This is a genomic window from Streptomyces sp. NPDC021020, assembly GCF_044333285.1.
In the GTDB taxonomy this organism is placed as follows: domain Bacteria; phylum Actinomycetota; class Actinomycetes; order Streptomycetales; family Streptomycetaceae; genus Actinacidiphila.
The window spans coordinates 120834-144433 of the sequence record NZ_JBIRQQ010000005.1 but is presented as its reverse complement, the minus strand read 5'-3'; the positions used below and the strand labels follow the sequence as shown (position 1 = coordinate 144433).

At 72.1% G+C, this 23600-nt stretch carries 21 protein-coding genes; 5 read left to right on the top strand and 16 right to left on the bottom strand.

All coding sequences use genetic code 11. The features are described 5' to 3' along the window. Positions 1-2: 2 nt before the first annotated feature. Positions 3-758 (top strand): helix-turn-helix domain-containing protein, encoded by a 756-nt coding sequence (locus tag ACH4SL_RS15785; protein ID WP_398445615.1) that lies wholly within the window; start codon positions 3-5, stop codon positions 756-758. A 22-nt stretch (positions 759-780) separates the two neighbouring features. Here ACH4SL_RS15785 and ACH4SL_RS15780 read toward each other — a convergent pair whose 3' ends face one another. After that, positions 781-2238, bottom strand: coding sequence for an MFS transporter (locus ACH4SL_RS15780; RefSeq protein WP_398445613.1), 1458 nt, complete (start codon positions 2236-2238; stop codon positions 781-783). A gap of 56 nt (positions 2239-2294) precedes the next feature. Between ACH4SL_RS15780 and ACH4SL_RS15775 the strand changes: the two genes are divergently transcribed. Beyond that, the gene (locus tag ACH4SL_RS15775; protein ID WP_398445611.1) at positions 2295-2963 is read left to right on the top strand and encodes a TetR/AcrR family transcriptional regulator C-terminal domain-containing protein; all 669 of its coding nucleotides are present in this window, start codon (positions 2295-2297) and stop codon (positions 2961-2963) included. A gap of 61 nt (positions 2964-3024) precedes the next feature. On the opposite strand, the gene ACH4SL_RS15770 is transcribed toward ACH4SL_RS15775, so the two are convergent. After that, complete coding sequence (locus ACH4SL_RS15770; protein WP_398445609.1) at positions 3025-4620, bottom strand: MFS transporter; 1596 nt, start codon at positions 4618-4620, stop codon at positions 3025-3027. Positions 4621-4699: 79 nt separating this feature from the next. Here ACH4SL_RS15770 and ACH4SL_RS15765 point away from each other — a divergent pair, with 79 nt between their 5' ends. Continuing rightward, positions 4700-5350 carry a TetR/AcrR family transcriptional regulator gene (locus ACH4SL_RS15765; RefSeq protein ID WP_398445607.1) on the top strand — a complete coding sequence of 217 codons (651 nt, stop codon included), beginning with the start codon at positions 4700-4702 and terminating at the stop codon, positions 5348-5350. 95 nt (positions 5351-5445) lie between these two features. Then, a complete protein-coding gene (locus ACH4SL_RS15760) occupies positions 5446-5913 on the top strand; it encodes a hypothetical protein (protein WP_398445604.1) in 468 nt (155 codons plus the stop codon). A gap of 9 nt (positions 5914-5922) precedes the next feature. Here the strand turns inward: ACH4SL_RS15760 and ACH4SL_RS15755 are convergent, their stop codons facing one another. Then, complete coding sequence (locus tag ACH4SL_RS15755) at positions 5923-6828, bottom strand: AraC family transcriptional regulator (protein ID WP_398445602.1); 906 nt, start codon at positions 6826-6828, stop codon at positions 5923-5925. Positions 6829-6930: 102 nt separating this feature from the next. On the opposite strand from ACH4SL_RS15755, the gene ACH4SL_RS15750 reads away from it, so the two are divergent. Beyond that, complete coding sequence (locus ACH4SL_RS15750; RefSeq protein WP_398445600.1) at positions 6931-7836, top strand: MBL fold metallo-hydrolase; 906 nt, start codon at positions 6931-6933, stop codon at positions 7834-7836. 58 nt (positions 7837-7894) lie between these two features. Here the strand turns inward: ACH4SL_RS15750 and nuoN are convergent, their stop codons facing one another. The 13 genes from nuoN to ACH4SL_RS15685 are packed head-to-tail and all read right to left on the bottom strand — an operon-like array spanning position 7895 to position 23582. Further along, complete coding sequence (gene nuoN / locus ACH4SL_RS15745; RefSeq protein WP_398445598.1) at positions 7895-9550, bottom strand: NADH-quinone oxidoreductase subunit NuoN; 1656 nt, start codon at positions 9548-9550, stop codon at positions 7895-7897. Beyond that, positions 9547-11136: an NADH-quinone oxidoreductase subunit M gene (locus tag ACH4SL_RS15740; RefSeq protein ID WP_398445596.1), complete on the bottom strand. Its 1590-nt coding sequence runs from the start codon at positions 11134-11136 to the stop codon at positions 9547-9549. The genes nuoN and ACH4SL_RS15740 overlap by 4 nt, the downstream gene beginning before the upstream one ends. Before the next feature lie 2 nt (positions 11137-11138). Then, positions 11139-13043 (bottom strand): NADH-quinone oxidoreductase subunit L, encoded by a 1905-nt coding sequence (nuoL, locus tag ACH4SL_RS15735; RefSeq protein ID WP_398445593.1) that lies wholly within the window; start codon positions 13041-13043, stop codon positions 11139-11141. Between the two features lie 13 nt (positions 13044-13056). Next, positions 13057-13356 carry an NADH-quinone oxidoreductase subunit NuoK gene (nuoK, locus tag ACH4SL_RS15730; RefSeq protein ID WP_031518880.1) on the bottom strand — a complete coding sequence of 100 codons (300 nt, stop codon included), beginning with the start codon at positions 13354-13356 and terminating at the stop codon, positions 13057-13059. Next, on the bottom strand, positions 13353-14270 hold the full coding sequence (locus tag ACH4SL_RS15725; RefSeq protein ID WP_398445591.1) for an NADH-quinone oxidoreductase subunit J: 918 nt from the start codon (positions 14268-14270) through the stop codon (positions 13353-13355). The genes nuoK and ACH4SL_RS15725 overlap by 4 nt, the downstream gene beginning before the upstream one ends. Next, a complete protein-coding gene (nuoI, locus tag ACH4SL_RS15720; RefSeq protein ID WP_398445589.1) occupies positions 14267-14908 on the bottom strand; it encodes an NADH-quinone oxidoreductase subunit NuoI in 642 nt (213 codons plus the stop codon). Before nuoI ends, ACH4SL_RS15725 begins: the two co-directional genes overlap by 4 nt. Further along, positions 14901-16289, bottom strand: a complete 1389-nt coding sequence (gene nuoH / locus ACH4SL_RS15715) for an NADH-quinone oxidoreductase subunit NuoH (RefSeq protein WP_398445587.1) — start codon at positions 16287-16289, stop codon at positions 14901-14903. Before nuoH ends, nuoI begins: the two co-directional genes overlap by 8 nt. Further along, positions 16286-18781 carry an NADH-quinone oxidoreductase subunit G gene (locus tag ACH4SL_RS15710; protein ID WP_398445585.1) on the bottom strand — a complete coding sequence of 832 codons (2496 nt, stop codon included), beginning with the start codon at positions 18779-18781 and terminating at the stop codon, positions 16286-16288. Before ACH4SL_RS15710 ends, nuoH begins: the two co-directional genes overlap by 4 nt. Next, positions 18778-20112, bottom strand: a complete 1335-nt coding sequence (gene nuoF, locus ACH4SL_RS15705) for an NADH-quinone oxidoreductase subunit NuoF (RefSeq protein ID WP_398445583.1) — start codon at positions 20110-20112, stop codon at positions 18778-18780. Before nuoF ends, ACH4SL_RS15710 begins: the two co-directional genes overlap by 4 nt. Continuing rightward, positions 20112-20978, bottom strand: a complete 867-nt coding sequence (gene nuoE / locus ACH4SL_RS15700; protein WP_398445581.1) for an NADH-quinone oxidoreductase subunit NuoE — start codon at positions 20976-20978, stop codon at positions 20112-20114. Before nuoE ends, nuoF begins: the two co-directional genes overlap by 1 nt. Further along, complete coding sequence (locus tag ACH4SL_RS15695; protein ID WP_398445579.1) at positions 20975-22312, bottom strand: NADH-quinone oxidoreductase subunit D; 1338 nt, start codon at positions 22310-22312, stop codon at positions 20975-20977. The genes nuoE and ACH4SL_RS15695 overlap by 4 nt, the downstream gene beginning before the upstream one ends. Next, the gene (locus ACH4SL_RS15690) at positions 22309-23031 is read right to left on the bottom strand and encodes an NADH-quinone oxidoreductase subunit C (protein ID WP_398445577.1); all 723 of its coding nucleotides are present in this window, start codon (positions 23029-23031) and stop codon (positions 22309-22311) included. Before ACH4SL_RS15690 ends, ACH4SL_RS15695 begins: the two co-directional genes overlap by 4 nt. Continuing rightward, the gene (locus ACH4SL_RS15685) at positions 23028-23582 is read right to left on the bottom strand and encodes a NuoB/complex I 20 kDa subunit family protein (protein ID WP_398445575.1); all 555 of its coding nucleotides are present in this window, start codon (positions 23580-23582) and stop codon (positions 23028-23030) included. The genes ACH4SL_RS15690 and ACH4SL_RS15685 overlap by 4 nt, the downstream gene beginning before the upstream one ends. Positions 23583-23600 lie beyond the last annotated feature (18 nt).

Here is a 23600-nt window from a genome sequence, read left to right as displayed (position 1 = left end):
ACATGAGCGAGCGGCACCCAACTCTGCGCGAACGGCGGCGACTTGAGACGCGCGGCCTCATCCAGGCGCACGCGGTAAGGCTGTTCACCGACCGCGGCTACGACGAGGTGACGGTGGCCGACGTCGCCGAGGCCGCGGGTGTCTCGGCGATGACCGTCTACCGGCACTTCCCCACCAAGGAGGACCTCGTCCTCGTCGACCGGCCCGCCCGGATCATCGCCGAGCTGGTCGCGGCCTCTCCCCCGTCGCAGCCGCTGGTACGCCGCGTCGGCGGCGCGCTGGTCGAGGCGGCGAGGGCCCTCACCGGCGGGGATGGCGGGGACGGCGGAGACAGCCGGGAGGCGGACGAGCGCTTCCTGCTGGACTGCCTCCGCCTCATGGTCGCGACCCCTGCACTGCGGGCCCGCCACCTGGACAGCCAGTACGCCCTCCAGCAGGCGATCGTCGACGCCCTCGGCAGCTCGGGCTCCGCCCCCGACCCCGACGGCCCCGACCCCGACGCCGCCGACCCCGACCGTGGCTCAGGCCCCGAGGCCGACCGTGGCTCAGGCCCCGACCCCGACCCCACCGCCGACCCCGACGCCGCTTTCCGCGCCCAGGCCGCGACCAGCGCCTGCCTCGCCGCGATGCACACGGCGCTCACCCGCTGGGCCGAGGACGACGGGCGGACAGCGCTGCCCGACCTCATCGCCCGCGCGCTCACCGCGTCCTTCGGCGAGGGCGCGGTGGCCCCCCGCGAGGACCGTCGCGGGGGCTGACGGCGTCAGGTCGCCGGGAGCGTCATGACGGTGTCCCCTCCAGCCGATTCCCCGCGGGGACGGCGGGTGCCGGATCGGGCGGCGCGGCCCGGCGGCGGGGCAGCACCACGATCGCCACGGCCGCCGCGAGCACGAAAAGGCAGGCGGTGACGGCCAGGCCCAGCGCATAGCCGTCGTTGAGGGCGGCGGGGGTGCTGGGGTCGGCGGCCGCGCCGGTGCGGTGTGCGGCGACGGTGGCCAGGGCCGCCAGGCCGACGCAGGCGCCGAGTTGGCGGGCGCTGTTGAAGAGGCCGGAGGCCATGCCCGCCTCGCGGGCGGCCACGCCGGTGGTCGCGGCCGCGGCGACCGGGGCCAGCACCAGCCCGACGCCGACACCGGAGACGACGCAGGGGCCGAGCACGTCGGTGAGGAAGCCGCCGCCGGGGCTGATGAAGGCCAGCCAGCCCAGACCGGCGGAGGCCAGCAGGGCGCCGGGCACCAGGGCGGCCCGGGGGCCGCGTGCCGTGGTGACGCGGGTCGCGACGACGGAGCCCGCGACCAGGCTCGCGGAGAACGGCAGGAACGCGGCGCCGGTCGCGGCGGCGCCCATGCCCAGGACCTGCTGCATGTACAGGGACACGAAGTAGAACGCCGTGAACTGCCCGGCCGCGGCCAGGAAGACGAGCACGTTGGCCCCGGCCACCCAGCGGCTGCGCAGCAGGCCGAGGCGCAGCAGCGGCGCGGAGGTTCTGGATTCCGCGAGGACGAAGGCGGCCAGGAGCGCGGCCGCGGCGGCGAGGGTCGCCACGGTGGCCGGGGATCCCCATCCGCGGGTGTCGGTGCGGACGACGCCGAACACCAGCAGCCCGATTCCGCCGGTCGCCAGGACCGCGCCGAGCACGTCCGGCCGCTCGCGCCGGCCGGGCCGCGCTCCGGCGGGCACGCCCGCCAGGACCAGCGCGAGGGCCGCCGCCACGATGGGCAGGTTGATCAGCATGACCCAGCGCCACCCGGCGTACTGGGTCAGCAGGCCGCCCGCCAGCACGCCCAGCGCTCCGCCCGCCGCGTTCACTGCGCTCCACACGCCGAGCGCCCGGACCCGCCGGGGCCCCTCGGAGAAGGTCGTGGTGAGCATGCCCAGCGCGGCGGGTGCGGCCGCGGCGGCGCCGATCCCCTGACCGGCGCGTGCGGCGATCAGCTGCCAGGGCGCCTGGGCCAGCCCGCCCGCGAGCGAGCACAGTCCGAAGACGGCCAGGCCCGCCACGAACAACCGGCGGTGGCCGTACAGGTCGCAGGCGCGGCCTCCCAGGAGCAGGAGTCCGCCGAAGGTGAGCGCGTAGACGTGCACGACCCACGACAGGTCGAGCGGCGCGAAGCCCAGCGCGGTGCGGATCGCGGGCAGTGCGACGTTGACCACCGACATGTCCAGGGCGAAGGCGAACTGGGCGACGGCCGCTGCCGCAAGGACCACGCCGGGTCGCCCCCGTGAGTTTTTATACATGTATAGAAACTAGCGCCGGTGACCGCCGCTGTCGACACCTGGGGAAGGATGGGGGCATGCCGCAGCCGTCCGTACCGCGCAGATCCCCCGGCCGACCTCCCCGCATCTCCCGCGCGGAGGTCATCGCGACGGCCCGCCGGATCGTGACCGAGGAAGGCGTGGACCGGCTGACCATGCGGCGGCTGGCCACGGAGGTCGGCAGCACGCCGATGGCCCTCTACCACCACGTCCGCGACAAGGACGAACTCCTCGTCCTGCTGCTCGACGACTACGCCGCGCGGGCGCTGCGCCGTCCCGAACTGCCCGACCATCCGCGCGAGCGGGTCGTCGTCGCCGCCGCCGCGATCCACGAGGCGCTCGCCGCCTGCCCCTGGATCGTGGAGGTGCTCACGGCCGACGACCTGATGTCGACATCGGCGCTGTGGTTCGTCGAGCAGATCGTGGACGGCCTGGTCGGCTGCGGGCTGTCCCCCGAGCGGGCCGTGCACGGCTACCGGGCGATCTGGTACTACACCGCCGGAGAGATCGTGGTCCGGGCGACGGCGGCCCGGCGGCGCGAGGGCGACGACCGCGCGACCTACCGGGAGCAGGTCTTCGGCGAGATCGACCCGGACGAGCTGCCCCGGCTGGCGCAGGTCGCGGACCGCTGGGCCGCGCTGACCGCCGAGGACACCTACCGGGACGGGCTCCGGGCCCTGGTGGCCGGTCTCCTCGCCCCCGGCTGACGGTCCTCCGCCGACCGGGGGCGTACGGGCGGGGCGTACGGGCGGGCGCCCTCAGCCCCTCTCAGCCCCTCTCGGCCGCGACCGTACCGGCGTGCTCGCGCTCCGGCTCCGGCCCCGGCGCCGACTGCGACGCCGACCGCGGCTCCCGCTCGGACTGCGGCTCCCGCTCCGACTGCGGCTGCGGCTCCGGCTCCCGCCGCGCCGGACCGGTCTGCTTCGGCAGCAGGACGGACAGGAGCAGGGCGAGCGCCATCACGCCGGCCGCGCAGAGGAACACCCAGTGGGTGGCGGTGACGAAGCCGTGTACGGCCTCGGTCCGCGCCGCGCCGGTGAGGTGGGTGATCGCGCCCGTCGTCGAGCCGGGCACGTGGGCCGCGTACACCCGGGCCAGCACCGTACCGAAGAGGGCCGTGCCCAGCGCGCTGCCCAGCGTCTGGAAGAAGCGGGTGGCGGTGGTGGCCACGCCCAACTGGTGCGCCGGGGCGGTCTCCTGGGCGAGCTGGACGAGCTGGCCGAGGAGTTGCCCGAAGCCGAGGCCGAGCAGCAGCATCTCGCCGCGCAGGAACCACAGGCCGGTGCTCGCGCCGCTCGTCGACAGCAGGGCCAGGGCGAGCGTCGCGGTCGCCGTGCCCGACACCACGAAGGTCCGGGTGGTCCAGCCCCGGCGGGCCAGCCGTCCCGAGGTGAGGCCGACGGCGGCCATGCCGAGCGCCATGGGGATCAGGTACAGGCTCGCCTGGGTCGCGGCGACGCCCCGGGCGAGTTGCAGATACATCAGGACGTAGACGATCGAGCCGGTCAGGGCGACGCCGAGCAGGCCCTGGAGTGCGAAGGAGCTGCGCAGCACCGGGTGCTTGAGGAGCGACAGCGGCAGGATCGGTTCCGGCGCGGTCGCCTGCCGCCGGAGGAAGAGCGCGAGGAGCAGGATCGCGGCGCCGATGAGCCCGAGGATCACGGCCGAGGACCAGGCGTATTGCGTGCCGCCCCACTCCGTCACCAGCAGGAGCGCGGCGGCGAAGGCGGCCGCGAGGGCGGCGCCGAGGAAGTCGATGCGGCGGGCGACGGTCTGCCGCGGCAGGCGCAGGGCCCAGGCGAGGGCGACGACGACGGCGACGCCGAACGGCAGGTTGATGTAGAAGATCCAGCGCCAGTCGGCGTGGTCGGCGAGGGTGCCGCCGAGGACCGGGCCGAGCGCCATGCCCGCTCCGGCGATCACGCCGCCCATGTTGCCGCCGTTCGAGCCCTTCTTCCCGGCGGCGGCCATGAGCTGGGCCAGAACGACCAGGGTGACGCTCATCAGGCCGCCGCCGCCGATGCCCTGCAGCGCCCGGAAGGCGATCAGCTCGCCCATCGTCCGGGCCGCGCCGCAGAGGGCGGAACCGGCGAGGAAGACCGTCAGGGAGCCGAGCAGGACGCGCTTGGCGCCGATGACGTCGCAGAGCTTGCCGTACAGCGGCAGGACGGCGGTGGCCGCCAGGCTGTACGCGCTGATCAGCCAGGGGATGCGGTCCACCCCGTGGACGGGGTCGAGGTCGCGGGCGATCGGCACGGTCGCCGCCGAGACGATCTGCATGTCCAGGACGGCGAGGATCACGGTCGCCAGGCAGGCGACGAGGGCGACGGTCCGCTGGGCGGGAGTCATGGGTGAAGGGGCCATGCGGCCACCCTGGCAGATATTTGTGTACCGGGTCAATATTTCATCCGGGCTCAAATTTGATCCTGGTAAGGTGAGCTTCATGACCGAACCCCTGGGGCTGCGCGAGCGCAAGAAGCGGGAGACCGCGCTGCGGATCTGGCGGACCGCCATCGCCCTCTTCATCGAGCGGGGCTTCGACAAGGTGTCGGTGGCGGAGATCGCCGAGGCCGCGGACGTCTCGAAGATGACGGTCTTCAACTACTTCGGCACCAAGGAAGACCTGATCTTCCGGCCCATGGAGGAGCACACCGGCGACCTGGCCCGCGCGGTACGCGAACGGCCGCCGGGCGAATCCGCGGTGGCGGCGGTGCACCGGCACTTCCTGGAGAAGCTGGCGGAGCGCGACGCGTCGATCGGGATGAGCCCCGACCCGCTGAACGTCCGCGTCCGCGAACTGATCCTGGCGACACCGGCGTTGCTGACCCGCACCTACGCCTGGAGCGCCAGGAGCACGCGCCTGCTCGCGGACGAACTCGTCGCCGAGGCGGGCGGGGAGCCCGCGGACGAGGCGCTCGCGCGCTGCGCGGCCATGCAGATCGCCGCGGCCCGCGTCTCCCTCCAGGACGAGATCCACCGGCGCCGCAGCGAGGGCGAGTCCGTCGACGACATCCACCCGGTCGTGGCCGCGCTCGCGCAGGAGGTCTTCGCGCTCGTGGAGAACGGGCTGGGCGCGTACGCGGTCCGCCGCTGAGGACCGCCGCCGGGTGCGCGTTTCGGGCGCGCCGGGCCACCGTACGGCGCTACGGTTCAACGAAGGGCGGAGCGGCGGGCGTTGGAGGGAGCCGGATGTTCGGGTTGGAGCTGGCGGTCGGGTACGTGTTCGCGTGGGCGGTCCGCAAGGCCCGCAGGGCGGCGGGTACGGCCGACGAGATCGTGGACCAGGCGGTGGACGCGGGCATCGAGCGCGTGCACCGGCTCGTGACCGAACGCATCTGCGGCGACGGCACGTTGGCCCGCGTGGAGGAGGAAGCCGCCTCCGGCGCCGCGGAGTTGTCCCCGCGCACCCGCCAGCGGCTGCAACTGGCCCTGGAGGACGAGGTCGAGCGCGACCCCGCCTTCGCCCAGGCCCTTCAGGAGGCGGTGGCCGCCGCGAAGGCCGCGCAGGGCACGTCCGTCAGCGCGTCGGGCGACGGCATCGCGGTCGGCGGCGACGTCACGGTCCGGGCGGAGGGCGCGGGCTCGGTGGCCGCCCTGCGCATGGGTGACGTGACGGTCGGCACGCCTCCGCCGGCGAGCCCGCCCGCCGCTCCCTGAACGTAGCGTTCACCCCGCCGGGGCCGCCTCCCGGTAGCGCCCCGGCGTCGTACCGAACTCGCGGCTGAAGGCGTGCGAGAGGGCGTACGGCGTGCCGTAGCCGACCCGGCGGGCGACCGCGGCCAGCGGGTCGGAGGTGTCGCGCAGGAGGGTGGCGGCGAGGGTGAGGCGCCACCAGGTCAGGTAGCCCATCGGAGGGCGGCCCACCAGGCCGGTGAAGCGGCGCGCGAGGGTGGCGCGGGAGACCCCGATCCCGGCGGCGAGGCGGTCGTTGGTCCATCCGGCGGCCGGGTTCGAGTGCAGGGCGCGGAGCGCGGCGGCGGCCACCGGGTCGCCGAGCACCGCGGGCCAGACGCCCTTCGTGTCCTCGGCCAGCCACGCGCGGATCATGTAGACGAGCAGCAGATCCAGCAGGCTCGGCACCGCGACGCACGCCCCGGGCTGCCGCTCCCCCAGCTCCTGCCCCAGCAGGTCGACGGCGGCCCGGAGCGCGGGATGCCCGCCGACCTTGTGCGGGAGGTGCACGACCTGCGGCAGTTCGGCCATGAGCGGGTGCATCCGGCTGCGGTCGAGCCGGTATTTCCCGCACAGCATCTGCACCTCCCCGGCGCCCGGGGCACCCGTCTCGCGCCATCGCTCGAAGGGCACGGCCTCCTCCGGTACGACGGCCTCGCCACCGGCGTGGGCGAGTACGTGCCCCGCACCGTGCGGCAGCAGCACCACGTCACCCGTGCCGAGCGGCAGCGGGGGCCCGCCGTCCTCGGGCACGAGCCGGCATCCCCCCTTGAGCACGACGTGGAAGCCCGCCCCGGCGTACGGGGCGAACCGGGTGGCCCACCTCCCGCCGGCCTCCACACGGGTCGAGGACGCACGCCCGAGGCGTACGGCGGCGATCGCGTCGCTCACGACATCCATCGCGCCAGCGTACCGAGGCGCCGCAGGCGTGAGACGTACACGTATCCGCATGAGCCGGACGGGCATTGAGCGCATCACCCCGCGCTTCCTAGGGTCGCTCGCATGGACACCGAGAACGCACAGCGCCTCCGGCTGGGGGACGTGGAGATCATCCGGCTCGTGGAGTGGCAGGGGCCGTACGCGCCCGCCCGCACGCTGGTCCCGGACGCCCCGGCGCGGCTGTGGAAGGAGCACGAGGACCGACTCGCCCCGGACCACTGGCGGCCGGACGGCGACCAGGCGGTGGTCGCGCTCCAGACGTGGGTCCTGCGCAGCGGCGGCACGACGATCGTGGTGGACCCGGGGGTGGGCGACGACCGCGAGCGGCCGGGCTCACCGATGTTCCACCACCGCCGCAGCGACCTCCTCGACCGGCTGACCCGGCAGGCGGGCATCCGCCCCGCGGACGTCGACCTCGTCGTCAACACCCACCTCCACGCCGACCACGTCGGCGGCAACACCACCGGCCCCGCGGGCGGTTGGACCCCGGCCTTCCCCAACGCCCGCTACCTGCTGCCCGCCGCCGACGACTTCCACTTCGGCCCGTCGAACTCCTACGGGGGCGGGCGGCGCCTCGACGACCGACTCCTCTACCAGGACAGCATCGCCCCGCTCCACCGGGCCGGACAGGCCCAGCTGTGGCACGGCACCCACCGCATCGACGCCCGCCTCACCCTGGAGTCCACCCCCGGCCACACCCCCGGCTCGTCCGTCCTCCACCTCGACTCCGCGGGCGAACGCGCCGTCTTCGCAGGCGACTTGCTGCACTCCCCCGTCCAGATCCTCGCCCCCGAGTGCAGCAGCTGCCTCTGCCTGGCCCCGGCCCGGGCCGCCACCTCCCGCCGCCGCATCCTCGAACGTGCCGCGGACACCCGCGCGTTGCTCGTCCCCGCGCACTTCGCCGGTGCGGGGGCGGTAGAAGTCCGCCGCGCGGGCGGCGCGTTCACCTTCGGGGAGTGGGCCGCCTGAACGCCGACGGGGCGCGGGTCCCGGAGGACCCGCGCCCCGTGCGGACGGAGAACAGCCGCTACCGGACGAACACCCCCGCCTTGTCCGCGAGGTCGAGGAAGTACTGCGGGGCGAGGCCCAGGACCAGGGTCACCGCGACGCCCAGGGCGATCGCGGTGGACGTCAGGGGGGAGGGGACGGCCACCGTGGGGCCGTCCGGCTTGGGCTCGCTGAAGAACATCAGGACGATCACGCGGATGTAGAAGAACGCCGCGATCGCGGACGAGATCACGCCGACGATGACCAGCGGCATCGCGCCGCCCTCCGAGGCCGCCTTGAAGACGGCGAACTTCCCCGCGAAGCCGGACGTCAGGGGGATGCCGGCGAAGGCGAGGAGGAAGACCGCGAAGACCGCCGCGACCAGCGGGGAGCGGCGGCCGAGGCCGGCCCAGCGGGAGAGGTGGGTGGCCTCGCCGCCCGCGTCGCGGACCAGGGTGACGACGGCGAAGGCGCCGAGCGTCACGAAGGAGTAGGCGGCGAGGTAGAAGAGGACGGAGGAGATGCCGTTCGGCGTTGTCGCGATGACGCCCGCGAGGATGAAGCCCGCATGGGCGATCGACGAGTAGGCCAGCAGGCGCTTGACGTCGGTCTGGGTCACCGCGATGACCGCGCCGGCCAGCATCGTGAGGATCGCGACGCCCCACATGACCGGGCGCCAGTCCCAGCGCATGCCGGGCAGGACGACGTAGAGCAGCCGGAGCAGCGCGCCGAACGCGGCGACCTTGGTGGCCGAGGCCATGAAGCCGGTCACCGGCGTCGGGGCGCCCTGGTAGACGTCCGGGGTCCACATGTGGAAGGGCACCGCGCCGACCTTGAAGAGCAGGCCCATGGCGACCATCGCGAGGCCGATGAGCAGCAGCGCGTCGTTGCCGGTGGTGTTGGCCAGCGCCGGGGTCATGGGCGCGGTGCCGTCCACGACGGACGAGATGCCGCTGTACGTGACCGTGCCGGAGTAGCCGTAGAGGAGCGCGATGCCGAAGAGGAAGAAGGCCGACGAGAAGGCGCCCAGCAGGAAGTACTTGACGGCGGCTTCCTGCGACATCAGGCGGTTGCGGCGGGCCAGCGCGCACAGGATGTACAGCGGCAGCGAGAAGACCTCAAGGGCGACGAAGAGCGTCAGCAGGTCGTTCGCGGCCGGGAAGACGAGCATGCCGCCGATGGCGAACATCAGCAGCGGGAAGACCTCGGTGCTGGTGAACCCGGCCCGGACGGCGGCCTTCTCCTGGTCGCTGCCGGGGACGGCGGAGCCCTGCGCGGCGAAGGAGTCGACGCGGTTGCCGTGCGCCCGGGGGTCCAGGCGGCGTTCGGCGAAGGTGAAGACGGCGACCAGGCCGACCAGCAGGATCGTGCCCTGGAGGAACAGCGCGGGGCCGTCCACCGCGACCGCGCCCATCGCCGCGATGTGGGCCTTGGTGGTGCCGTAGCCCTTCTCGGCGAGGGCCACGACCGCCGCGAAGGACGCGGCCAGGCCCACCGCGGCCAGGCCGACCTGCGCGGTGTAGCGGGAGCGGCGCGGCAGGAAGGCCTCGACCAGGACGCCGAGCGCCGCGACCCCGAAGACGATCAGGACCGGCGAGAGCTGGGCGTACTCGATGTGCGGGGAGGGGAACTTGTCGGTGGATGCCGCCGCCGTCCACAGGCTGTGGACAGCGGGGCCCGTGGCACTTGCGCTCACTTCTTCGCCTCCAGCGCGGGCTTGGGGTCGGTCTTGTGCACGTCGGAGAGCGTGTGGTGCACCGACGGGTTGACGATGTCGGTGACCGGCTTCGGATAGACGCCGAGGAAGAGCAGCAGCGCGATCAGCGGTGCGACCACCAGCAGTTCACGTGCCTTGAGGTCGGACATGCCCTCGATGCCGGCCTTGACCGGGCCGGTCATCGTGCGCTGGTAGAGCACCAGCACGTACAGCGCGGCGAGCACGATGCCCAGCGTGGCGACGATACCGATCGCCGGGTAGCGGCTGAACGTGCCGACCAGCACCAGGAATTCGCTCACGAAGGGCGCGAGCCCCGGCAGCGAGAGGGTGGCGAGCCCGCCGATCAGGAAGGTGCCGGCGAGCACCGGGGCGACCTTCTGCACCCCGCCGAAGTCGGCGATCAGGCGCGAGCCGCGCCGGGTGATGAGGAAGCCCGCGACGAGCATCAACGCGGCGGTGGAAATACCGTGGTTGACCATGTAGAGCGTCGCGCCGGACTGGCCCTGGCTGGTCATCGCGAAGATGCCCAGGATGATGAAGCCGAAGTGCGACACGGACGCGTACGCGATCAGCCGCTTGATGTCGCGCTGGCCCACGGCGAGCAGCGCGCCGTAGACGATGCTGATGAGCGCGAGCACCAGGATCACCGGCGTGGCCCACTTGGACGCCTCCGGGAAGAGCTGGAGGCAGAAGCGCAGCATCGCGAAGGTGCCGACCTTGTCGACGACCGCGGTGATGAGGACGGCGACCGGCGCGGTGGACTCCCCCATCGCGTTGGGCAGCCAGGTGTGCAGCGGCCACAGCGGGGCCTTCACCGCGAAGGCGAAGAAGAAGCCCAGGAAGAGCCAGCGTTCGGTGGAGGTCGCGATGTCGAGCTTGCCGTCGGCGCGGGCCTGGAGGATCTCCGGGAGGGAGAAGGTGCCGGTGCCGAGCTGGTGCGCGGTGACGGTGTAGAGGCCGATCACCGCGGCGAGCATGATCAGGCCGCCCGCGAGGTTGTAGAGCAGGAACTTCACGGCCGCGTAGGAGCGTTGGCGGGCCGCCTCCTCCTCGCCAGCCGCGTGCGCCCGGTCGCCGAAGCCGCCGATGAGGAAGTACATCGGGATGAGCATGGCTTCGAAGAAGATGTAGAAGAGGAAGACGTCCGTGGCCTCGAACGACAGCACCACCATGGCCTCGACGAGCAGGATCAGCGCGAAGAAGCCCTGTGTGGGCCGCCAGCGCCTGCTGGTCTCCTCCAGGGGGTCGGCGTCGTGCCAGCCGGCGAGCATCACGAACGGGATGAGCAGCGCGGTGAGCGCGACCATCACCGCCCCGATGCCGTCGACGCCGAGGTCGTAGCGGAGCCCGAAGTCCTTGATCCAGGCGTGCGACTCGGTCAGCTGGTAGCGGGCGCCGTCCGGGTCGAAGCGGACCAGGACGACGGCCGCGAGGACCAGCGTCGCGAGTGCGAAGAGCAGCGCCGTGTACTTGGCGGCGGTCTTCCGCGCCGCCGGCACCGCCGCGGTGACCACGGCACCGGCCGCGGGGACCACGGCGGTCACGGTCAGGAGTGGGAAGGACATCGTCAGACCGCCCTCATGAGAAGAGTCGCGGCCACCAGCACCGCGGTGCCGCCGAGCATCGAGACGGCGTACGAGCGCACGTAGCCGTTCTGCAGCTTGCGCAGCCGTCCCGACAGGCCGCCGACGGAGGCGGCGGTGCCGTTGACGACGCCGTCGACCAGCGAGTGGTCGAGGTAGACGAGCGAGCGGGTCAGGTGCTCGCCGCCGCGGACCAGTACGACGTGGTTGAAGTCGTCCTGGAGCAGGTCCCTGCGGGCCGCCCGGGTCAGCAGCGAGCCGCGCGGCGCGACCTCGGGGACGGACCGGCGCCCGTACATCAGCCAGGCGATGCCGACGCCGACGACCAGGCACACCATGGTCGCCGCTGTCACCGTCAGCGTGCTGAGCGGCGAGTCGCCCTCGTTGTGCCCCGTGACCGGCTCCAGCCAGTGCAGGAAGCGGGAGTTGAGGCTGAAGATCGCACCGGCGAAGACCGAACCGAAGGCCAGGATGATCATCGGGATCGTCATCGAGGACGGCGACTCGTGCGGGTGCGGCTCGTGGCCCTCCGCGTCCGGCTGCCAGCGCTTCTCGCCGAAGAAGGTCATGAGCATCACGCGGGTCATGTAGAACGCGGTGATCGCCGCGCCCAGCAGGGCCGCGCTGCCCAGGATCCAGCCCTCGGTGCCGCCCTTGGCGTAGGCGGCCTCGATGATCTTGTCCTTGGAGAAGAAGCCGGACAGGCCCGGGAAGCCGATGATCGCGAGGTAGCCGAAGGTGAAGGTCCAGAAGGTGATCGGCATGTACTTGCGCAGGCCGCCGTAGCGGCGCATGTCGACCTCGTCGTTCATACCGTGCATGACCGAGCCCGCGCCGAGGAACAGCCCGGCCTTGAAGAAGCCGTGCGTGACCAGGTGCATGATCGCGAAGACGTAGCCGATCGGGCCGAGGCCCGCGGCCATGATCATGTAGCCGATCTGCGACATCGTCGATCCGGCGAGCGCCTTCTTGATGTCGTCCTTGGCGCAACCGACGATCGCACCGAACAGCAGCGTGACCGCGCCGACGGTGACCACCGCGGTCTGCGCGGCGGGCGCGGCGTTGAAGATCGCACCGGAGCGGGTGATGAGGTAGACGCCCGCGGTCACCATGGTCGCGGCGTGGATGAGGGCCGAGACCGGGGTCGGGCCCTCCATCGCGTCGCCGAGCCAGGACTGCAGCGGCACCTGCGCCGACTTGCCGCACGCGGCGAGCAGCAGCATGAAGCCGATACCGGTGATCGTCGCGTGCTGGGTGGCCGACGCGTCCTGCGCCCTGGGCAGCACCTCGTTGAAGGCGAACGACCCGAAGGTGGTGAACATCAGCATGATCGCGACCGACAGGCCGATGTCGCCGACGCGGTTGACGATGAAGGCCTTCTTCGCCGCGGTCGCCGCGCTCGGCTTGTGCTGCCAGAAGCCGATCAGCAGGTACGAGGCGAGGCCCACGCCCTCCCAACCCGCGTACAGCAGCAGGTAGTTGTCGGCGACGACCAGCAGCAGCATCGCCGCGAGGAAGAGGTTGAGGTAGCCGAAGAAGCGGCGGCGGCGCTCGTCGTGCGCCATGTAGCCGATCGAGTAGACGTGGATGAGCGTGCCCACGCCGGTGATCAGCAGCACGAACGTCATCGACAGCTGGTCGAGCTGGAAGCCGACGTCGGCCTGGAAGCCGTCGACCGGCACCCAGGTGAACAGGTGGGAGTGCAGGGCGCGGTCGTCCGCGCTCTTGCCCAGCATGTTGACGAACAGGACCGCACCGAGGACGAAGGACAGCAGGGCGAGCAGCGTGCCGAGCAGGTGGCCGGTGCGGTCCAGCCGCCGGCCTCCGGTCAGCAGCACGCCCGCGCCGAGCAGCGGCGCCGCGACGAGCAGTCCGATCAGGGTTTCCACTGTCGCAGCCCCTCTACAGCTTCATCAGATTGGCGTCGTCGACCGAGGCCGAGTGGCGCGAACGGAAGATCGACACGATGATCGCGAGCCCCACCACGACCTCGGCCGCGGCGACCACCATCGTGAAGAACGCGATGACCTGCCCGTCGAGGTTGCCGTGCAGCCGGGAGAAGGTGACGAAGGCCAGGTTGCAGGCGTTCAGCATCAGCTCCACGCACATGAAGACCACGATCGCGTTGCGCCGGATCAGGACCCCGGCGGCGCCGATGGTGAACAGCAGCGCGGCCAGGTAAAGGTAGTTGGCCGGATTCACTTGGCACCCTCCTCGGCCTGGTCGTTGTCCGCCCCGTCACTGCCGTTGGCCTTCGCGCCCGAGGTGACCGCGGGCCGGGACGGCAGGTCGACCTCGCGCTCCAGCCAGCGGGTCGCGCTCTGGTCGAGACCGGCCAGCCGCTCCATCGCGTCGCCGGACACGTCGCGGATCTGGCCGCGCTCGCGCAGCGTCGCGCTGACCGACAGCTCGGAGATCGAGCCGTCCGGCAGCAGCGCCGGGATGTCGACCGCGTTGTGCCGGGCGTACGTGCCGGGCGCCGGCAGCGGGGTGACGTGGCCGCCCTCGCGGAAGCGGGCCTCGGCCAGCTCCCGCTGGGTGCGGCGCTCCTCGGTGCGCTCCCGGTGGGTGAGCACCATCGCGCCGACGGCCGCGGTGATGAGCAGCGCGCCGGTGAGCTCGAAGGCCCACACGTACTGCGAGAAGAGCAGGTGCGCGAGGCCCTGGACGTTGCCGCCGTCCGCGGCGCTCGCCGCGCCCGTGCCCTCGAAGGTGTCGAGGGAGGCGTTGGAGATGCCGGCGATGAGCAGGATGCCGAAGCCGATCCCGCACAGCGCGGCCATCCAGCGCTGGCCCTTGAGCGTCTCCTTCAGCGAGTCGGCCGCGGTGATGCCGACGAGCATGACGACGAAGAGGAAGAGCATCATGATCGCGCCGGTGTAGACGACGATCTGCACGATGCCGAGGAAGTACGCGCCCTGCGCCAGGTAGAAGACGGCGAGCACGATCATCGTGCCGGCCAGCGACAGGGCGCTGTGGATCGACTTCTTCATCAGCACGGTGGCCAGGGCCCCGAGCACGGCGACCGTGCCCAGGATCCAGAACTGCACGGCCTCGCCGGTGGAGGTCTTGGACGCGGCGTCCGCGGCGAGGGTCACAGCGGTGGCGGCGCTCATGCCTCCGCCCCCGTTCCGGCCGGGGCCGCACCGCCGGGGGCCGGGGCGACCTCGGCGTCCTTGACGTCGGCCACGCTCTCGTCGGGCTTCTCGCCCTTGGAGACCGCGACCTGCCGCTCGGTGCCGGGCGCCGCCTCGGTGACCAGGCCGCGGTAGTAGTCGCCCTCGTCCATGCCGGGGAAGATCGCGTGCGGCGACTCGACCATGCCCTCGGTGAGGCCGGAGAGCAGCTGCTCCTTGGTGAAGATCAGCGACTCGCGGGTGCGGTCGGCGAGTTCGTACTCGTTGGTCATCGTCAGCGCGCGGGTCGGGCACGCCTCGATGCACAGCCCGCACAGGATGCAGCGGGCGTAGTTGATCTGGTAGACGCGGCCGTAGCGCTCACCGGGCGAGTAGCGCTCCTCGTCGGTGTTGTCCGCGCCCTCCACGTAGATCGCGTCCGCCGGGCAGGCCCACGCGCACAGCTCGCAGCCGACGCACTTCTCCAGCCCGTCCGGATGCCGGTTGAGCTGGTGACGGCCGTGGAAGCGGGGCGCCGTGGGCTTCTTGTACTCCGGGTACTGCTCGGTCAGCCGCTTCTTGAACATGGCCTTGAAGGTCACGCCGAAGCCTGCGACCGGGCCGAGGAACTCAGGCATCGCCGTCCTCCTGCTTCTCCTGCTCCGGGGCGTCCTGGCCGGATGCTCCGACGAGTTGGGGCTCCGCGCGGCTGGGTCGCCGCGGCGCCCGCTGCACCTGCTGTCCGGGCAGCGGCGGTACGGGGTAGCCGCCGGCCATCGGGTCGAACCGCTCCGGCGGGGCGAGCTGCCCGCCCTCGGGCGGCCGGCTCTGCTCCTCGCGTTCGCGGAAGAGGTCGGCGAGCAGCGAGACCAGCAGCAGCACAAGGACGGCGCCGCCGACGTACAGCACGATCTTGGTGGAGCTGTAGTCCTCGTTGCGCATCGCGCGGACAGCGGCGACGAGCATCAGCCACACCATGGAGACCGGGATGAGGATCTTCCAGCCGATCTTCATCAGCTGGTCGTAGCGCACCCGGGGGAGCGTGCCGCGCAGCCAGATGAAGAAGAAGAGCAGCAGCTGCACCTTGATGACGAACCACAGCATGGGCCACCAGCCGTGGTTGGCGCCCTCCCAGAAGCTGCTGATCGGGTACGGGGCGCGCCAGCCGCCGAGGAAGAGGGTCGTCGCGACCGCGGAGACCGTCACCATGTTGACGTACTCGGCGAGCATGAACAGCGCGAACTTGATCGAGCTGTACTCGGTGTTGAAGCCGCCGACGAGGTCGCCCTCGGACTCGGGCATGTCGAACGGGGCCCGGTTGGTCTCACCGATCATCGTGCAGATGTAGACCAGGAAGGACACCGGCAGCAGCGCCAGGTACCAGCGGTCGTGCTGGGCGTTGACGATCGTCGACGTCGACATCGACCCGGAGTAGAGGAAGACCGCGGCGAAGGACAGGCCCATCGCGATCTCGTAGGAGATCATCTGGGCCGACGCGCGCAGGCCGCCGAGCAGCGGGTAGGTCGAGCCGGACGACCAGCCGGCGAGCACGATGCCGTAGATGCCGACCGAGGCCGTGGCCAGGATGTAAAGGATGCCGATCGGCAGGTCGGTCAGCTGGAGCGCGGTGCGCTGGCCGAAGATGGAGACCTCGTTGTCGGCCGGGCCGAAGGGGATCACCGCGAAGGCCATGAACGCGGGGATCGCCGCCACGACCGGCGCGAGGACGAACACCACCTTGTCGGCCCGCTTGACGGTGATGTCCTCCTTGAGCATGAGCTTCACACCGTCGGCGAGCGACTGGAGCATGCCCCAGGGGCCGTGCCGGTTGGGGCCGATGCGCAGCTGCATCCACGCGACGACCTTGCGCTCCCACACGATGGAGAAGAGCACGGTCAGCATCGCGAAGGCGAAGCAGAAGACCGCCTTGAGGAGGATCAGCCACCACACGTCGTCGCCGAAGAACGACAGGTTCTCGGCGGTGGCGGCCAGTTGGCTGACGGCCGGTTGGCTGCTCATGACGTGACCTCCTGGCCCTGCGCGGCAGCGGCGATCGCGACGACCTGTCCGGGGAGGGCGCCCACGTCGGAAGCGACGCCGGAGCCCGTCGAGTTGAGCGGCAGCCAGACCACGCGGTCGGGCATCGGGGTGACGGCCAGCGGCAGCGTGGTCGCCCCCGCGGGTCCCGTCACCGTCAGCAAGTCGCCTGCGGCGACGCCCAGTTCGGCGGCCGTCGCGGCGGACAGCCGGGCCACCGCGGCGTGCCGGGTGGCGGCGAGCGCGTCGTCGCCCTCCTGGAGCCGGCCCCGGTCGAGCAGTAGCCGGTGCCCGGCGAGCACCGCCTGGCCCGGCTCCGGGCGGGGCAGCGGCACCGAGGAGTCCAGCGGCGCGGCCGCGTACGGGCCGGACCATCCGGCGAGCCGGTCCAGTTCGATCCGCGCGGACCGCACGTCGGCCAGGCCGAGCGCCACGTCCATCCGGTCGGCGAGCATCGTCAGGACGCGGGCGTCGGAGAGCTGGTGGCGCGCGGTGGCCTGGTCGGGCTTGATCGCGGTCTCGAACATCCGCGCCCTGCCCTCCCAGTTGAGGAAGGTGCCGGCCTTCTCGGCGACCGCGGCCACCGGCAGCACCACGTCGGCGCGCTCGGTGACCTCGCTCGGCCGCTGCTCCAGGCTCACCACGAAGCCCGCCGCGTCCAGCGCCGCGCGGGCGGCCGCCGGGTCGGGCAGGTCCGCGAGCTCGACGCCGCCGACGACCAGCGCGCCCAGCTCACCGCTCGCGGTGGCCTGGAGGATCTCGCCGGTGTCGCGGCCGTAGCGGCCGGACAGCGTCGGCAGGCCCCAGACCCGGGCGACCTCGTCGCGGGCCCGCGGGTCGCTCACCGGGCGGCCGCCGGGCAGCAGCCCGGGCAGCGCGCCCGCCTCGACCGCGCCGCGCTCGCCGGCCCGGCGCGGGATCCACGCCAGGGCCGCGCCGGTCGCGGCGGCGAGCCGGATGACGGCGGTGTAGCCGCCGGACACGGTCGCGAGCCGCTCGCCGACCAGGATGACCGCGCCCTCCTTGCGGAGCGCGTCGGCCGCCGCCCGCCCGGCCTCGTCGAGGCCGACGCCGCCGGCGAGCGCGTCCATCCACTCCGGTTCCGTGCCGGGGGCGGCGGGCAGCAGGATGCCGCCGGCCTTCTCCAGGCCGCGGGTGGCGTGGGTGGCCAGCGCGTACGCCTGCTGCTTGCGCTTGCGGTGGGCCTTGCGCAGCCGCAGGAAGACGCCGGGGGCCTCCTCCTCCGACTCCAGTCCGGCGAGCAGGACGGCGGGGGCCGCCTCCAGCGCGCGGTTGGTCACGCCCGTGCTGTCCAGGTCCAGGCCGCGTCCGGCGACCGCGGAGGCCAGGAAGTAGGCCTCCTCGGCGGAGTGCGGGCGGGCCCGGAAGTCCACGTCGTTGGTGCCGAGCACGACCCGGGCGAATTTCGCGTACGCGTACGCGTCCTCGACCGTGACCCGGCCGCCCGGCAGCACCGCCGCCCGGCCGTGCGCCGCGCCGAGCCCGGCAGCGGCGGCGGCCAGCGCCTCCGGCCAGGAGGCGGGGGCGAGTTCACCGTCGGCGCCGCGCACCAGCGGGTGGGTGAGGCGCTCGGGCCGCTGCGCGTAGCGGAAGCCGAAGCGGCCCTTGTCGCACAGCCACTCCTCGTTGACCTCCGGGTCGTTCGAGGCCAGGCGCCGCAGCACCTTGCCGCGCCGGTGGTCGGTGCGGGTGGCGCAGCCGCCCGCGCAGTGCTCGCACACCGACGGCGACGACACCAGGTCGAAGGGCCGCGACCGGAAGCGGTACGCGGCCGAGGTGAGCGCGCCCACCGGGCAGATCTGGATGGTGTTGCCGGAGAAGTACGACTCGAAGGGGTCGCCCGCGCCGATGCCGACCTGCTGGAGCGCCCCGCGCTCCAGCAGCTCGATCATCGGGTCGCCCGCGACCTGGTTGCTGAAGCGCGTGCAGCGTGCGCACAGCACGCAGCGCTCGCGGTCCAGCAGCACCTGCGCGGAGATCGGCACCGGCTTCTCGTACGTGCGCTTCCTGCCGTCGAAGCGCGAGTCGGAGTCGCCGTGGCTCATCGACTGGTTCTGCAGCGGGCACTCGCCGCCCTTGTCGCACACCGGGCAGTCCAGCGGGTGGTTGATGAGCAGCAGCTCCATCACGCCGCGCTGCGCCTTCTCGGCGACGGGCGAGGTGAGCTGGGTGGTCACCACCATGCCGTCGGTGCAGGTGATCGTGCAGGACGCGACGGGCTTGCGCTGCCCCTCGATCTCCACGATGCACTGCCGGCAGGCCCCGACCGGGTCCAGCAGCGGGTGGTCGCAGAAGCGCGGGATCTCGACGCCGACCAGCTCCGCGGCCCGGATGACCAGGGTGCCCTTGGGCACCGACACCGGGATGCCGTCGACGGTCAGCGAGACCAGGTCCTCCGGCGGCACCGCGGGCTGCCCCGCGCCGGAGGACGCACTGCTTGTGGTGACGGTCACGCGTGGGCCTCCGTACGGTACTTGTCGGCCCAGGCGGTGGAGCGGGCCGGGTCGAAGGGGCAGCCCTTGCGCTCGATGTGCTCCTCGTACTCCGCGCGGAAGTACTTGAGCGAGGAGAAGATCGGCGCGGCGGCGCCGTCGCCGAGCGCGCAGAAGGACTTGCCGTTGATGTTGTCGGCGATGTCGTTCAGCTTGTCCAGGTCACCGATCGAGCCCTTCCCGGCCTCGATGTCGCGCAGCAACTGGACGAGCCAGTACGTGCCCTCGCGGCACGGCGTGCACTTGCCGCACGACTCGTGGGCGTAGAACTCCGTCCAGCGGGTGACCGCGCGCACCACGCACGTGGTCTCGTCGAAGCACTGGAGCGCCTTGGTGCCGAGCATCGACCCGGCGGCGCCCACGCCCTCGTAGTCCAGGGGCACATCGAGGTGCTCCTCGGTGAACATCGGGGTGGACGAGCCGCCCGGCGTCCAGAACTTCAGCCGGTGGCCGGGGCGCATGCCGCCGCCCATGTCCAGCAGCTGCCGCAGCGTGATGCCGAGCGGGGCCTCGTACTGCCCCGGCCGGGCGACGTGGCCGGACAGCGAGTAGAGCGTGAAGCCCGGGGACTTCTCGCTGCCCATGGAGCGGAACCACTCCTTGCCGCGCAGCATGATCGCGGGAACCGACGCGATGGATTCGACGTTGTTCACCACAGTGGGGCAGGCGTAGAGCCCCTCGACGGCGGGGAAGGGCGGGCGCAGCCTGGGCTGGCCGCGGCGGCCCTCCAGCGAGTCCAGCAGCGCGGTCTCCTCACCGCAGATGTACGCGCCGGCGCCGGCGTGCACGGTGAGGTCGAGGTCGAAGCCGCTGCCGAGGATGTTGCTGCCCAGGTAGCCGGCCGCGTAGGCCTCGCGGACGGCTTCGTGCAGCCGGCGCAGGACGGGGACGGTCTCACCGCGGAGGTAGATGAAGGCGTGATGCGAGCGGATCGCGTAGCACGCGATGATCATGCCCTCGACGAGGGAGTGCGGGTTGGCGAAGAGCAGCGGGATGTCCTTGCAGGTGCCCGGCTCCGACTCGTCGGCGTTGACGACGAGGTAGTGCGGCTTGCCGTCGCCCTGCGGGATGAACTGCCACTTCATGCCGGTGGGGAAGCCCGCGCCGCCGCGGCCGCGCAGGCCCGAGTCCTTGACGTACGCGATGACGTCGTCCTGCGGCATCGCGAGGGCCTTGGCCAGGCCCTGGTAGCCGTCGTGCCGGCGGTAGGTGTCCAGCGTCCATGACTTCGGGTCGTCCCAGAAGGCCGACAGGACGGGCGCGAGCAGCTTCTCGGCCGATTCCACGGTCATCACTCGTCCTCCCCGCGGGTCGATTCGGTCGATCCGCCCGCCGGGTTGTCCGGGTCGGAGACCGCGGTCTGCTGCGGGGCGTCGTGCGAGCTGGGGTGCGCGGCGGGCGAGGGCGAGGTCGGCGTGTCGAAGGCGCCGCTCTCGGTGCGGTGCGGCTCGGCCTGCTGCGGCACGGTGTGCGCCGGGGCCTCGCCGCGGTGCAGCCGCAGGCCCGCGAGCGACGCGGGGCCCGCGCCGCCGCCGGCCTCGACGGCGCCCTCGCGCTGGTCGGGGAAGCCGGCCAGGATGCGCGCCGTCTCCTTGTACGTGCAGAGCGGCGCCCCGCGGGTGGGCCGCACCTCGCGGCCGGCGATCAGGTCGTCGACCAGCGCCTTGGCGGATTCCGGCGTCTGGTTGTCGAAGAACTCCCAGTTCACCATCACCACGGGCGCGAAGTCGCAGGCCGCGTTGCACTCGATGTGCTCCAGCGTGACCTTGCCGTCCGCGGTGGTCTCGTCGTTGCCGACGCCGAGGTGCTGCTTGAGCTCGTCGAAGATCGCGTCGCCGCCCATGACCGCGCACAGCGTGTTGGTGCAGACGCCCACCTGGTAGTCGCCGCTCGGCTTGCGGCGGTACATCGTGTAGAAGGTCGCGACCGCGGTGACCTCGGCGGTGGTCAGGTTGAGCATGTCGGCGCAGAAGCGGATGCCGGTGCGCGTGACATGGCCGTCCTCGGACTGCACGAGGTGCAGCAGCGGCAGCAGCGCGCTGCGCGAGCCGGGGTAGCGGGCGATCACCTCCTTCGCGTCGCTCTCCAGCCGGGCGCGCACGTCGGCCGGGTAGTCGGGCGCGGGCATCTCGGGGATGCCCAGTGACACGTCGGTCATCGGTCGACGCCTCCCATCACGGGGTCGATGGACGCTACGGCGACGATGACGTCGGCCACCTGGCCGCCCTCGCACATCGCCGCCATGGACTGCAGGTTGGTGAACGACGGGTCGCGGAAGTGCACCCGGTAGGGGCGCGTCCCGCCGTCGCTGACCGCGTGCACGCCCAGCTCGCCCTTCGCGGACTCGACCGCCGCGTAGGCCTGCCCCGGCGGCACCCGGAAGCCCTCGGTGACCAGCTTGAAGTGGTGGATCAGGGCCTCCATGGAGGTGCCCATGATCTTCTTGATGTGGTCGAGGCTGTTGCCCATGCCGTCCGGGCCGAGGGCGAGCTGCGCGGGCCAGGCGATCTTCTTGTCCTCGACCATGACCGGGCCGGGCGCGAGCCGGTCCAGGCACTGCTCGACGATCTTCAGGCTCTCGTGCATCTCCGCGAGCCGGACGACGAAGCGCCCGTAGGAGTCGCAGGAGTCGGCCGTCGGGATCTCGAAGTCGTAGTTCTCGTAGCCGCAGTACGGGTCGGACTTGCGCAGGTCGTGCGGCAGGCCCGCGGCGCGCACGATCGGGCCGGTCGCGCCGAGCGCCATGCAGCCGGTGAGGTCGAGGTAGCCGACGTCCTGCATACGGCCCTTGAAGATGGGGTTGCCGGTCGCGAGCTTGTCGTACTCCGGCAGGTTCTTGCGGAACTTCTTCACGAACTCGCGGATCTGGTCGACCGCGCCGGGCGGCAGGTCCTGCGCGAGACCGCCGACGCGGACGTACGCGTGGTTCATCCGCAGGCCGGTGATCAGCTCCAGGATGTCCAGGATCAGCTCGCGGTCGCGGAAGCCGTAGATCATGATCGTGGTGGCGCCCAGCTCCATGCCGCCGGTGGCGATGCACACCAGGTGGGAGGAGATCCGGTTGAGCTCCATGAGCAGCACCCGCAGGACCGTGGCGCGGTCCGGGACCTGGTCCTCGATGCCGAGCAGCTTCTCGACGGCGAGGCAGTAGGCCGTCTCGTTGAACAGCGGCGTCAGGTAGTCCATGCGCGTGACGAACGTGGAGCCCTGGACCCAGGTCCGGTACTCCATGTTCTTCTCGATGCCGGTGTGCAGGTAGCCGATGCCGGAGCGCGCCTCGGTGACGGTCTCGCCGTCGATCTCCAGGATCAGCCGCAGCACGCCGTGGGTCGACGGGTGCTGCGGGCCCATGTTGACGATGATGCGCTCGTCGTCGGTGCCGGTGACCTGCTCGGCCAGCTCGTCCCAGTCGCCGCCGGTGACCGTGAAGACCCGGCCCTCGGTGGTCTCCCGCTCCTCGGCCTGCTGCGGGGACGCGTATCCGTTCGTCATGAGTACGACCTCCGCTGGTCGGGAGCCGGGATCTGAGCACCCTTGTACTCGACGGGGATGCCGCCGAGCGGGTAGTCCTTGCGCTGCGGGTGGCCGGGCCAGTCGTCCGGCATCATGATCCGGGTGAGCGCGGGGTGGCCGTCGAAGACGATGCCGAAGAAGTCGTACGTCTCGCGCTCGTGCCAGTCGTTCGTCGGGTAGACGCCGACGAGCGAGGGGATGTGCGGGTCGGCGTCGGCCACGCCCACCTCCAGCCGGATCAGCCGCCCGTGGGTGATCGACCGCAGGTGGTAGACGGCGTGCAGCTCGCGGCCCTCGTCGCCGGGGTAGTGCACCCCGCTGACGCCCGTGCACAGCTCGAAGCGCAGCGCCGGGTCGTCGCGCAGCGTCTGCGCGACCCGCACCAGGTGCTCGCGGGCGATGTGCAGCGTCATCTCGCCGCGGTCGACGACGACCTTCTCGATCGCGTCGGCCGGCGGCAGCCCCGTCTCCTCCAGGGCGCCTTCCAGCTCGTCGGCGATCTCGTCGAAGACCCCGTCCTTGCCGCCGTAGGGCCGCGTGCTCGCGCCGGGCAGCCGGACGGTGCGGACCAGGCCGCCGTAACCGGAGGTGTCACCGCCGTTGTTGGCGCCGAACATGCCGCGGCGCACCCCGACGACCTCGCCGGGCTGCTGCTCGCGGGGCGCGGGAACGGCGGCCGGGTTGCTGGCGTCGCTCATCGCAGGAGCCCCTTCATCTCGATGGTGGGGAGCGCCTTGCGGGCGGCCTCCTCGGCCTCGCGGGCCGCCTCCTCGCGGTTCACGCCGAGCTTGCCGCCCTGGATCTTCTCGTGCAGCTTGAGGATCGCGTCGAGCAGCATCTCGGGGCGCGGCGGGCAGCCGGGCAGGTAGATGTCGACCGGCACGATGTGGTCGACGCCCTGCACGATCGCGTAGTTGTTGAACATCCCGCCGCTGGACGCGCACACGCCCATCGAGATGACCCACTTGGGGTTCGGCATCTGGTCGTAGACCTGCCGCAGCACCGGCGCCATCTTCTGGCTCACCCGGCCCGCGACGATCATCAGGTCGGCCTGCCGCGGGGATCCGCGGAAGACCTCCATGCCGAAGCGGGCCATGTCGTAGCGGCCCGCGCCGGTGGTCATCATCTCGATGGCGCAGCAGGCCAGGCCGAAGGTGGCCGGGAAGACCGACGCCTTGCGTACCCAGCCGGCCGCCTGCTCCACCGTGGTGAGCAGGAATCCGCTCGGCAGTTTCTCTTCGATACCCATGGGTTGGCTCCCCTTGTC